Annotated in this window: 11 protein-coding genes; 5 read left to right on the top strand and 6 right to left on the bottom strand. The window is 68.4% G+C overall.

All coding sequences use genetic code 11. The annotated features are described in order from the left end of the window. The first annotated feature begins 130 nt into the window (after positions 1–130). The 3 genes from ACIBK2_RS16320 to ACIBK2_RS16310 are packed head-to-tail and all read left to right on the top strand — an operon-like array spanning position 131 to position 4,143. Positions 131–868 (top strand): DUF4097 family beta strand repeat-containing protein, encoded by a 738-nt coding sequence (locus tag ACIBK2_RS16320; RefSeq protein WP_396967928.1) that lies wholly within the window; start codon positions 131–133, stop codon positions 866–868. A 33-nt stretch (positions 869–901) separates the two neighbouring features. After that, positions 902–1,684 (top strand): ABC transporter ATP-binding protein, encoded by a 783-nt coding sequence (locus tag ACIBK2_RS16315; RefSeq protein WP_396967926.1) that lies wholly within the window; start codon positions 902–904, stop codon positions 1,682–1,684. Beyond that, positions 1,681–4,143: an FtsX-like permease family protein gene (locus ACIBK2_RS16310; protein WP_396967924.1), complete on the top strand. Its 2,463-nt coding sequence runs from the start codon at positions 1,681–1,683 to the stop codon at positions 4,141–4,143. Before ACIBK2_RS16315 ends, ACIBK2_RS16310 begins: the two co-directional genes overlap by 4 nt. 27 nt (positions 4,144–4,170) lie before the next feature. Here ACIBK2_RS16310 and ACIBK2_RS16305 read toward each other — a convergent pair whose 3' ends face one another. The 6 genes from ACIBK2_RS16305 to sbnB form a co-directional block, all read right to left on the bottom strand. After that, on the bottom strand, positions 4,171–4,695 hold the full coding sequence (locus tag ACIBK2_RS16305) for a tyrosine-type recombinase/integrase (protein WP_396967922.1): 525 nt from the start codon (positions 4,693–4,695) through the stop codon (positions 4,171–4,173). Between the two features lie 79 nt (positions 4,696–4,774). Then, positions 4,775–5,524: a DUF4097 family beta strand repeat-containing protein gene (locus tag ACIBK2_RS16300; protein ID WP_396967920.1), complete on the bottom strand. Its 750-nt coding sequence runs from the start codon at positions 5,522–5,524 to the stop codon at positions 4,775–4,777. Continuing rightward, positions 5,521–6,195, bottom strand: coding sequence for a response regulator (locus ACIBK2_RS16295; RefSeq protein WP_396967918.1), 675 nt, complete (start codon positions 6,193–6,195; stop codon positions 5,521–5,523). The genes ACIBK2_RS16300 and ACIBK2_RS16295 overlap by 4 nt, the downstream gene beginning before the upstream one ends. Further along, entirely contained in the window at positions 6,186–7,463 is a 1,278-nt protein-coding gene (locus tag ACIBK2_RS16290) for a sensor histidine kinase (protein WP_396967916.1), read from the bottom strand. The genes ACIBK2_RS16295 and ACIBK2_RS16290 overlap by 10 nt, the downstream gene beginning before the upstream one ends. Beyond that, positions 7,460–7,867 (bottom strand): hypothetical protein, encoded by a 408-nt coding sequence (locus tag ACIBK2_RS16285; RefSeq protein ID WP_396967914.1) that lies wholly within the window; start codon positions 7,865–7,867, stop codon positions 7,460–7,462. Before ACIBK2_RS16285 ends, ACIBK2_RS16290 begins: the two co-directional genes overlap by 4 nt. A gap of 204 nt (positions 7,868–8,071) precedes the next feature. Further along, positions 8,072–9,070 (bottom strand): 2,3-diaminopropionate biosynthesis protein SbnB, encoded by a 999-nt coding sequence (gene sbnB, locus ACIBK2_RS16280; RefSeq protein WP_396967912.1) that lies wholly within the window; start codon positions 9,068–9,070, stop codon positions 8,072–8,074. A gap of 147 nt (positions 9,071–9,217) precedes the next feature. Between sbnB and ACIBK2_RS16275 the strand changes: the two genes are divergently transcribed. Continuing rightward, the gene (locus ACIBK2_RS16275; protein ID WP_396967910.1) at positions 9,218–10,168 is read left to right on the top strand and encodes an ornithine carbamoyltransferase; all 951 of its coding nucleotides are present in this window, start codon (positions 9,218–9,220) and stop codon (positions 10,166–10,168) included. Next, a complete protein-coding gene (locus ACIBK2_RS16270; RefSeq protein WP_396967908.1) occupies positions 10,165–11,430 on the top strand; it encodes an MFS transporter in 1,266 nt (421 codons plus the stop codon). The genes ACIBK2_RS16275 and ACIBK2_RS16270 overlap by 4 nt, the downstream gene beginning before the upstream one ends. The last annotated feature ends 372 nt before the right edge of the window (positions 11,431–11,802 follow it).

Raw genomic sequence — 11,802 nt, 5'->3', positions numbered from 1 at the left:
CGAAAAGCCTTCTGCACGAAGACATTTGCGTCAGGTAGGGAAATCCTGACTGTTCTGTACCCGCTATCGCCGGATATGGTGACCGGCACAACGGCTTGTATGTTGCCGACAAAAACAGGAGAGGGGGGCTATGAAACTTTCGGCGAAAACATCGTCGGCGATTCTCCGAGTGGTGGTCTGCTCGATGGCCGTGCCGCTCGGGGTGACGGCATGCTCGGACCTGGGACCGGCCGCCAATCACACCTCGGACGATACGTCGGTGGCAGGCAATCCGGCGGTGATCGAGATCCACAACGGCAGCGGATCGGTACGGGTGACGCCGGGCAATGCCGTTCAGATTCACCGGGAGATCGCCTACCGCTCCCACGCGCCCTCGGCTGTGCCGAGCCAGGCAAACGGCACGCTGGCGCTCAGCGCGGATTGCGACAACTGCAGGATCGATTACACGCTGACCGTCCCGGCCGCGACAAAGATCAGCGTCTTCGGCGGTTCCGGTTCCGTGGACATCGAGGGCGTCAGCGAGGTGACTTATCGGGGTGGTTCCGGATCGGCGACGATCAGGAAGATCGCGGGCCCGGTGGACGTGGAGAGCGGTTCCGGCAGTGTGTCCTTGAGCGATGTCGCGCCCGCCGTCGCGGCGACCACCAAATCGGGCGATATCGGCATCGAGCTGTCGGCCGCGCCGAACAAGCTGACCGCGCACAGCAAGTCGGGCCATATCTCCGTCACCGTGCCCGCTCATCCCTATCGGATCGATACGCATACCGACAGCGGATCGATCCACAACGGAATCCCCAACGTCGCGGGAGCGGCGAACACACTGACGGTCGCCTCGGGTTCCGGCGACATCGATCTCACAACGTCCTGAATTGTTCCGACTGTGGAGAAGGGTGGATCGCGCATGCGATCGGTTCCGAAATCCGTTGGCGTTCCGGATAGCGTCGGCCATGCAGGTGGCCCCGCTGTTCGGTTGAACCGACTCGAGCGAGTGTACGGCGCGGGCGGCGGAGCGGTATCCGCGCTGCGCGGGGTGACACTCGACCTGCCGAGGCAGGCGATGACGGTGGTGATGGGGCCTTCGGGCTCGGGGAAGAGCACGCTACTGCACTGTGCGGCAGGCTTGGACAAGCCGTCGGCGGGCACGGTCCACCTCGGCGCCCACGAGCTGACCGCGATGTCGGAGACCGAGCTGACCGTGCTGCGCCGGGAACACATCGGTTTCGTCTTCCAGTCCTTCAACCTCATCGCGTCGCTCACGGCGGCGCAGAACGTGGCATTGCCGTTGCGCCTGGCGGGAATCAAAGCGGAGCGCAACCGGGTGGAGCAGGCCCTGGCACTGGTGGGGCTCGCCGATCAGGCGGGCCGCCTGCCTGCCGCGCTCTCCGGCGGTCAGCAGCAGCGGGTGGCCCTCGCCCGCGCGCTCATCACCCGCCCACAGGTGATCTTCGGCGACGAGCCGACCGGTGCGCTCGACACCAGCAACGCCCGGCGAGTACTGGAGCTGCTCCGTCGAGCGGTAGACGAATGGGCGCAGACGGTGATCATGGTGACCCACGATCCGGTTGCCGCGTCCTTCGCCGACTCCGTGGTCTTTCTCGCCGACGGGCGGGTGGCCGACATCATCACCGCACCGACCGCCGATCTCGTCGCGAAGCGAATGACCGAGCTGGAGCGGGTGTCGTGACCCAGTTCTGGACTACCGTTCGGCACCGGAAGGCGGCGCTGGTCGCCCTGTTCTTCGCCGCCGCCCTGGTCGCGCTGTGCGGGGTGCTGCTGGCGACCGGTCTGGCCGGATCCATGGCACCCGAGCGGTATGCGGGATCGCCCCTCGTGGTCACCGGCGATCAGCAGGTGCATTGGACGCAGTACCACAAGGGTGCGCCCCGGTATCGCACCAAGGACCTGCCGGACCGGGCCTGGGTGAGCGACACCGTCCCCGCCCGCCTCGCCGCCGTGCCAGGCGTGACGCGCGTGGTGTCGGAACTCACCTTCCCGGTACATCTCGTCAAGGACGGGCAGGTTGTCGACGGACCGGAGTCGTCGGGGCACGAATGGGACTCTGCCGCAATGACTCCGATGAGCCTGGGCGCCGGCGCCGTTCCGTCGGGCGCCGGTGACGTCGTCGTTGATGCCGGGACCGCGGCGGCGGAGAACCTGAATGTCGGAGACAAGATCCAGGTGATCGCCGGCGACGGGCCCGGCAGCTATACGGTCACCGGCATCACCGATCACGGGTTGCGGCAGCGGCTGTTCTATTTCTCCACCGCCGAGGCCCGGCGCCTGGCGGGTCACCAGGGCCAGGTGGCGGCGATCGGCGTCTGGCCTGCCTCGGCCGAAGACGCGGTGCGGCAGGCGCTTCGGGATACGCCCGCGAGCGTTCAAGTCGGTGACGGGCGTGGCACCCAGGAATTTCCCGACGCCTCGAGCTACCGGGTGAAGCTGATCAGCATGGGCGCCACCGCGGGCGGGACCGCCCTGGGGATCGCCTTGGTGGTGGTGGCCGGCACCTTCACCCTCGCCACCCAGCAGCGGCTTCGGGAGATCGCACTGCTGCGAGCCGTCGGCGCGACGCCCCGGCAGGTTCGGTCCATGATCGGCCGGGAGGCGATCGGGCTCGGCCTGGCAGCCGGGGTTTCGGGGGCGGTGGCCGGGACCGCGCTGGCCGCGCTCTCTCAGGGGTGGCTGGTCGACTCCGGCATCATTCCGGCCACACTTCGCTTGTCGCTCAGTCCGATTCCCGCCGCCGTCGCCGTGGCGACCACCCTGCTTGCGGCCTGGTGTGCCGCCGTGGTGGCGGTCTGGCGCACCAGCCGGATGCATCCGGTCGAGGGACTGCGCGAGGTGGCACTGTCGGGCCGGGGCACGGCGTGGTGGGCAAAGGTGGCCGGCGTGGTCGCGATCATCGGATTCGCCGGGGTGTTGACCACGCTGGTGCTGGCGCATACCCAGAAGGCCGGGCTGCCGGTCAGCATGGGCGGTATCCTGGTCCCGGCGATCGCCGCCGGATTCCTCTCCGTGCCGCTCGCCGGGCTCGCGGTGGTCCTGACCTCGACAGGCGCCCGTTTCTCCCGCGTCAGCGGATACCTCGCCGCCGCCGCGGGCCGATTCGAACCACGCCGTCTCGCAGCGGGATTCGCCCCACTCATCCTGGCCGTATCCGTCACGTGCACCGCGTTGTCCCTCGCGCCGACGCTGGCCGGGGCGGCCGGGGTGCAGGCCCGGGACGGGATTCTCGCGGACTACACCGTCACCGGACAGGCCGGCGTGCCGCCGGCCCTGGCCGCCACGCTGCGATCGGAGCCTGGCGTGGCCGCGGTCACCGAGATGGTCGGCGGCAGCGCCTTTGTGGACGGAAACCGATATTCCGTGCAGGGCATGACGCCGGCTGATCTCAGCACCATGGTCGACCCGGAGATCTACGCGGGCTCGCTGGCCGGGATGGCCGCCGACACGGTCGCGGTCAGTGACAACGCCGCCGACGGCGCACAGACCAAGGTGGGCTCGGAACTGAAACTGACCCTCGCCGACGGCACCGCGGCCACGATGCGCGTGGTGGCTCTCTACCGTCGAAACCTCGGTTTCGGTGACCTGATTCTGCCCCGCGATCTGCTTGCGGCCCACGTCGATACGCTGCAGGACAATGCCATTCTGATCAAGGGGGGCGACCGCGCCAGGATCGAAGCGGCCACGGCCGCATTCCCGGGGGTCGGCATCACCGACAACGCTCCGGCGCCGGTTCAGTCGCGCAACAACGAGGCCCTCAATGCGCTCGTCGTGGGGCTGGTGATCGCCTTCACCGGCATCGCCGTCGTGAATACCTTTGCCATGGCGACCTTCCAGCGCCGCCGGGAACTGGCCGCGCTGCGCCTCATCGGCATGAGCCGTGCCAAGATCATGGCCATGCTCGGGTGGGAAGCCGGTGCGGTGGGCGTGGTTTCGGTGATCGTGGGGACCTTCGTCACCCTGCTCACGCTCGCGGCGTTCAGCAAGGGGATCACCGGCTCGGTGGTCCCGTCGATCGATGCCACCACCTATCTGGTGACGATCGTGGGAACCGTTGCCGCAGCCTGTCTTTCGACCATCATTCCGGCCTGGCTGCTCTGCCGGACGCGCGCGGTGGAGGCTATCGCGGTGCGCGAGTAGCCTTCCGCTCCTTCTGGCGCCGCCCCGTCAGGCGGTCTCGTATCCGAGCAGGAACGGGACCACCGACGGGGCGGCGCCGTTGTGCAGGAGCGACCGTGCGGCGGTATGGCGCAGGGTGTGCGACGACACGTCGGTGATCCGCAGTGCCGGGTTGGCGCGTGCGGCGGTGGCTGCGTGGCCGGCGATCAGCCGCTCCACCGCGGCGGGGTTGAGTGCTCCGCCGGATCGAGTGCAGAAGATCAGCTCGGTGTCGTTGCCTTCGGCGAGCCACGTGCTCAGTGCGGCAACGGTTTCCGGGGTCAATGGGATCGCCCGATAGGCACCCTCCGGCCCATGGCAGCACAGGTGTGGATCGGTGTCCAGGTGCGCGTCCTCGCGGCAGAGCCCGACTATTTCGGATGCTCGTAGCCCGGTGTGCACCGCCACCTGCAGCAGGGTGCGATCACGTCGGCCGATCCAGGTCGATCCGTCCGGGGCAGCCAGGAGTGCGTCGGTTTCCTCGTCGGTGAGGAAGCGGATCCCGCTGGCGTCGTTCGGTTCGAGCATGGCCATGACAGAGCTCCTATCGTGGTGGAATACCTACTGCTGCAAAGAGTTACGGCAGTCAACTGGGCTTTGCGCCGAGGTCGGGTCAGTGGATGTCGATACCACCGGATTCGGTTTTGACCTTGATCGTGTTGCCGGCGTAGCGGTTGTTGGGTACGTCGATCGTCGGGGTACCGGACCGGCTGGTGGCGTCGATGTAGTACTCGGCGGTCGGGAGGTTCAGGTCAACGTGACCGGCGGCGGTGGTGATGGTCACCGCGGTGGGGACGGCGGTGAAGCCGACCCGGACCTCGCCGCTGGCCGCGGTGGCGATCAGCCGGTTCGAGCGGCTGCCGCGCACCACGATCTGTCCGCTGCCGCTGTGCAATTCGACCGGACTCGCCGGGTTCGCGACCTCGATGAAGCCGGATTGAGTACGCGCGGTGAGGGGGCCTGTGATATCGGTCGTGGTGATACTGCCCGACTTGACCTCGGCTTGGACCGTGAGGGTGGCCGGCAGGGTGATGTCCAGGTGTAGCGAGCACGCGCTCCGGCAGCCGCCGGTCACTGTCGTGACGGAGTTCGCGGTGGACGCCGTCATGGTGTTCGGTGTGGCGGTGTAGGGGTAGTCGCCGGTGGCGGTGACGTGTACCGATTCGTCTGTCCCGGCGCGCAGGGTGATGTCGGCGGCCTCGGCCGCCACCCGAAGGCTGGTGCCCGCGGCGACGGTGGCGGTCGCGGAGAACGGTTTTCGCGGAAGCACATGATCGATGATCAACGAGAGGCCGCTGGCGACCACGACGGCGAACACCAGCAGGCCGGTGACAAGGAACCAGCGGCGGGTCCGCGGTGTCATTCGGAGACCCCCAGGTACTGCAGCACGGCGAGGACACGGCGGTTGTCACCGTCCTCGGCGGGCAGGCTCAATTTCGTGAAGATATTGCGGATGTGTTTCTCCACGGCGGCCGCGCCGATGAACAGTTCGGCGCCGATTCCGGCATTGGAGCGCCCCTCCGCCATCGTCGCGAGCACCTGACGCTCCCTGGCCGACAAGGTAGCCAGCGGATCCTGTCGGCGGCTCCGGGCGAGTAGCTGTTTGACCACTTCGGGATCCAGCACGGTCTCACCGCGATGGACCCGGGCCAGGGCGTCGACGAAGTCCTCGACCTCGGACACCCGGTCCTTGAGCAGGTATCCGAGACCACCACCGCCATCGGGGTCGTCGCGGGACTTGTCGGCGCCGATGAGGTCGAGCGCATAGCGCTCCTCGACGTACTGGGACAGCACAAGCACACCAACGCCGGGCCAGCTGGAGCGAATCGTCAAGGCGGCGCGCAGGCCCTCGTCCACGAAGGTCGGCGGCATCCGGACGTCGATGACGCAGACGTCGGGTTCGTCGTCGCTGAGGGCGCTCAGCAGGGCGTCGGCATCGCCGACGGTGGCGCACACCTCGATGCCCTGCTCCCGCAGCAGGGCCGCGATGCCTTCCCGCAGCAGCGCCGAATCCTCGGCGATCATCACTCGCATGCCATCTCCACTTCGATGACCGTAGGGCCACCGGCGGGACTGGCGATGCGGATCCGCCCGTCGACACCGGCAACGCGGTCGGTCAGGCCGCGTAGCCCGCTGCCGCACGCCGGATCGGCGCCGCCGACACCATCGTCGGTGATTGTCGCGGTGAGGCGGTCGCCGGTGCGGGTGATCGCCACCCGCGCCCGCTCGGCCCGAGAGTGCTTGGCGACGTTGGTCAAGGCCTCGGTCACCACGAAGTAGGTGATGCTCTCCACCGTGATCGACGGGCGCGGCGTCACGCGCACGTCGACCTCGACCGGGATGGGGCACTGGGCGGCCACCGCGGACAGCGCGGCATCCAGGCCGCGATCGGTCAGCACCGGCGGGTGCAGGCCGCGGGTGAGATTGCGCAGTTCCGTAATCGCCTCGTTCGCATTCCTTTTGGCCTCTTCGGCAAGGGCACGGGTCTCGAGGTCGCCGGATTTCTTCAGGCGGGCGCTGATTCGGCCGAGCATGATGGACAGGGCGACCAGGCGCTGCTGGGCACCGTCGTGCAGATCGCGTTCGATGCGCCGCCGCTCGGCCTCGGCCGCCTCGACGGTCGCGGCCCTGGTGCGCTGCAGATGCTCGACGCGCTGGGTGAGTACCGCGTGCGGCGACGGGAGTAGCAGCGCGTCGGCGAGGGCGACGTCCAGCGCCAGCAGCAGCCGCATCCCCCTAGGTATCAGCACTGCGCCGAGCGTCAGCGTCACCACCGTCACCGCGATCGCCCCGCCGATGCCGCCGAGCGCCAGCGGGCCGACGACGATCTCGCCCGCCGGCCTGCGCGCCCAATACACCTGCATCAGCAGCAGTGCCAGCGGAAACGACCATGCGATCAGCAGGCCGCCCAGGGTCACCGCCGACACCGGCACCAGCAGGACGAAGTAGCCGATGTGGCGCCAGAGCGTGCGATCGTTGACCAGGCGGCGGGCGGCCTGCATCACCGGACCGGACAGATCCGGCGGCGTCGGGGGCGGGATTTCCCGGCCTCCGGTGGCGGCGAACCGGTTACGCTCGAACACCGCCAGCCCGTACAACGTCCACCTGGCGGCGATCACCAGCGGAATGCCGAGACCGATCGGTACCAGGACGAGTGCCACCGCGAACCACGTCACCGCCAGCGCGCCGAGCACGGCGACCACGCCGTCGACGGCCACGTGGGCGCACGCCGTCCACAACGCCGCCGTCCGCCACGGGCGCAGCAGGCGCGCCGGAATCGTGATAACGGACTGTGCCGTCATGCGCGATTCCCCATGGCGCGCCCGCGCGATGGACTCCGCGAAACGTCGTCGGCGACCTCATTGTCCGACGGCAGTGGCCGCTCCCGCAGCGCCCGCGCGGCGAACCACAGTGCGGCGATACCGACCGGGAATTCCAGACACACCGCCATCAGCAGCGACACCGTGAATCCACCGACGGACAGTGAGGTCCCGATGTCGAACACGCCGTCGGCGAAGAACAGCCCCGCGCCGACCGAGGCGCTCAGCGCGGCGGCGGGGCTGCGGCGCAGCAGCAACAGCAGGGTCACCGCCGCGCAGAGGGCCTCCGCGGCGTCGAGACCGAGCCAGAGCAGCGGCCAGTTCCCCACCCGCACGGTCTGCGGCAGGGTGGCGAAGAGGATGACACACCATGGAATAAGTAGCACCGTAACGCCTCCAGCGCACAGCACCGCCCATCGGTGGCCCGGGGACTGCGCAGCCCGCCGCGGCCGGGTCACGAGGGGACGATGTTCTGGCCAACTCAGCATGTCTTCCAGTCTGGCGATCGGCGACGGACCGGTCAGCCAAGGATACCGACCAATCCGAGGTAGGGTTTTCCCTCCGGCACAACAGCTTTCACCCGGCTCGCGTCACGACGCGAGGAAGTCGGGCACCCGGGTGCCCCGCCCGTCGCGCTCCGCTCGCGCCCGCACGAATTCCGCGAGTGCGATGTCGAGCACGCCGAGCCCGAAGGGGGAGTAGACCACGTGCCGCCCCGGCTCGCGCCGCAGCTGTGCCGTGCCGCGCAGCAGCGCCCCGATCTGCGCGGTCACGAAATCCCGGTTACCCGTGTGCTGTTCGGTGAGGTGTAGCGAGGTCCGCTCACGACAGACGTGATCGGTGTCGTCCACGATGTTGACGGCGTCGAGGATGGTCTGCACCGTCAGGTCGCGCAGCGAGACGTGCAGTACCGTGCTGCCCGGGGGACAGGGCGACAGGTCCAGGTGCGGCTCGGCCGCGGTGGTCGCCAGCGACAGCAGCGGGTGGGCGGCAAGGGCCTGGTCGAGAGTGCTCGCCAGCACCGTCCGCACGCCGGGCACGGCCTCGGCGCTGGTCCGCGCGAACGCCTCGGCGCGCGCCGGATCCTGGTCGTAGAGCGTGGCTTCGGCCAAGCCGGGCAGGGCGGCCGCCAGAAAGCGCAGGATCTCGAGGTTGATCACGCCGCAGCCGACGAGCGTCACGCCGGTGGGTGTGTCCGGGCCTGCGAGCAGGCGTGCCGCCAGGGCGGCGCTGGCCGCCGTGCGCTTGGCGGAGATCACCGAGCCCTCGAGAAACGCTGTCGGACGGCCGTTCTCGACCGAGTTGAGGACGACGGTGGCGGTGGCCCGCTCCAGGCCGGCCGTGACATTGCCGGGAAAGGAAGCGATCCATTTCATCCCGGCGATCGGCGCGGCGCCGCCGCGATAGGCGGGCAGGCCGATAATGCGGTCACGCCGGTGTCGCTCCTCCGGGAAGCGCAGGAACGTCGAATGCGGCAGTGTCGTGCTGCCCGCGTCGTGCAGCCGATACGCCTCGGCGACCACGTCGATGATCGCCAATTCCTGGTCTCGCAGGGTCTCCACCACGTCGGATCGCCGAAGGATCAGCATGCCTGTTCGTTCCTCTCGATAGCCGGTCGCGACCGGACGATCCACGGCCCGGTTCCGGTCGACCCTGTCCCCGGCGGCTATACGGCGTCTCTAAATAGAAAACCGATAGACCCGTCGCCGACGCTGCAGGTTGGAAAGGAGCACGCTGTGGCCATCCGCCATCTCATTTCTCTCGATGACCTCACCGATGTCGACCTGCATTCGTTGGTGACTCGCGGCGCCGAGTTCGCCTCGGGCGCACCGACTTCCGGCCGACCGCTAGCGGAAACGGTGACCGGTATCTACTTCCGCAAGACCTCGACCCGGACCAGGACCGCCTTCTCCGCGGGCGCGCTGCGACTCGGCGCGCAGATCATCGCGTACAACGGCGCCGATCTGCAGATCAACACCGGAGAGACGAGCGAGGACACCGGTCGGGTGCTGTCCCGCATGCTCGACACGCTGGTGGCGCGGACCGCGGGCGATCCCGCCGAGCTGCGCGTCTGGGCGGCCCAGGACCGCATGTCGGTGGTGAACGCGATGAGCGAAGACGAGCACCCCACCCAGGGCTTGACCGATCTCAGCACGTTGCTGCGGCATTTCGGCCAGCTGTCCGGGCTGCGTGTGCTCTACGTCGGCGAGGGCAACAACACCGCCGCCGCGCTCGCCCTCGGGCTGACCCGCTTCCCCGGCACCGAACTGGAACTGCGCACGCCGCGGGGCTACGGGCTCACCGCCGATATCCGGCGGCGAGCCGAAACCTGGGCCGCCGCACACGGATCGATGCTGCGCGAGCGGCACGATATGGCCGACCTCCCCGCGGGGATGGACGCCATCTACACCACGCGGTGGCAGACCACCGGCACCAGCAAGCCCGATCCCGACTGGCGCCGGATCTTCGCGCCGTTCCAGGTCACCGAGGCGCTGTGGCAGGACAGTCCACAGGCCGTCTTCCTGCATGACCTGCCCGCCCACCGGGGCGAGGAGGTGACGGCAGGGGTGCTGGACGGTCCGCGCAGCATCGCCTTCGACCAGGCCGAGAACAAGATGCACAGCGCGATGGCGGTATTGGAATGGTGCCGGGTCGGCGTCGTCGCGGCCGCCGGTGGACCCCTGTGAGTCTGCTCGACGAGTCCGCGCCGGAGGGTGTGCGCGCCGAGACGGTCCCGCTGCGTCGTAATCGGGACTTCCTGCTGCTGTGGACCGGCGCCGGCCTCTCGATGCTCGGCCTGCGCGCGAGCGTGGTCGCCTACCCGCTGCTCATGCTGTGGTACGGGAACAGCCCGATCGGCGCGGGTCTCGTCGGATTCGCCGTCCTGCTACCGCAATTGGTGGTGCAACTGCCCGCCGGCGCGCTGGTCGACCGCTGGGATCGGCGGCGGCTGCTGATCGGCAGTGACCTGGCCGGATTGCTCGCCATGGTCGTGGTCGTGGCGATGCTGATTTCGGGCAGCCTGTGGTTGCCCGTGCTGATGGTGGCGGCGTTCGTCGATGGCTCGGCCGCGCTCTGCTACCGGCTCGGCGAGCGGGCGGCCATCGGCCATATCGTGCCCAGCGACCAACTGCCCCAGGCCATGGGGCAGAACGAGGCGCGTGGACAGGCCGCCGGGTTGCTCGGCCAGCCCACCGGGAGCGGCCTTTTCACCCTCGGCTCCTGGGTGCCGTTCGGTTTCACCGCCCTGGCCCATCTGCTGGCTCTCATCACGTTGCTGTTCATCCGCAAGGATCTGCAGGGACCGCGGACCGCATCCCCCCGCAATATCCGGGCCGAGGTGATCGAAGGGATGCGGTGGGTGTGGCGGCAGCGATTCCTGCGGGCCGCCTTCGGGCTCATCGCAGCGAGCAATCTGCTCTTTCAGGTTCTCGTACTGACACTTTCGCTCACCGTCAAGGAGCACGGCGGATCGGCGTTGTCCGTCGGTCTCATCGGATTGGTAGGTGGGCTGGGTGGCATAGCAGGGGCGTTGGCCGGCGCCAGGGTGGTCGATCGGGTGCGACTGTTCACCGTGATCGCAGGCGCGCTCATCGTCTGGACGGCGCTGATGACGCCCGTAGCCTTTACCCACGAGCCCCTCGCGTTCGGATTGCTCATGGCCGGAATGGGTTTCGCCGGCGCGCTGATGAACGTGGTGATCGGGGTACGCCAGCTGGCCGCGACCCCCGGCAGGCTGCAGGGACGGGTCAGCAGCGTCTTCGCGCTCGTCTCCTCCGGTACGGCGTCCGCAGGCGCGTTCGTCGGTGGTCTGCTGCTGAGCAGCTTCGGCACCCGGACCACAGCGCTGACCATCGCCGCGGCAATGGGCCTGCTGGCGTTGATCGCCGTTCTCAGCCCCGCGCTGCATGACGACACCCTCGACCCATCCGAACCCCTGCCCGACTGAACGGCGGGGCGCGCGCCGACGAAGTATTGGCCGGGATCGGTGTTGGAATGTGTTGTTGGACTGACCGTGTCGGGACAACTGGTTGGGCCACCACCTGGCCCAATCGCGACATCGGAGCGTGCGGGAAAGTTACTGCCGACCTCATTCGTAGTGATCTATCCCACAGTTCGGGCACCGATCCGTCGGTCGACGTGTTCGTCGACTGCTGTCGCGCGAGGTTTGCTGTACCACTTGATGGGATGCGGTCTCGAGTGACCGGTTATCAGCCAGATTCTGAAAATGCTTGTGCTGCAACAGGTTATCTTGTCGCCGTGAAGCCGTCCGGCTCGATGTTATGGAGTATTCGGGTTAGGGGAGGCTGAGCGGAAGCTG

The organism is Nocardia sp. NPDC050175, from assembly GCF_044459885.1.
Lineage (GTDB): Bacteria > Actinomycetota > Actinomycetes > Mycobacteriales > Mycobacteriaceae > Nocardia.
The sequence above is the reverse complement of the archived record's forward strand: the minus strand, read 5'-3'. Positions and strand labels throughout refer to the sequence as shown.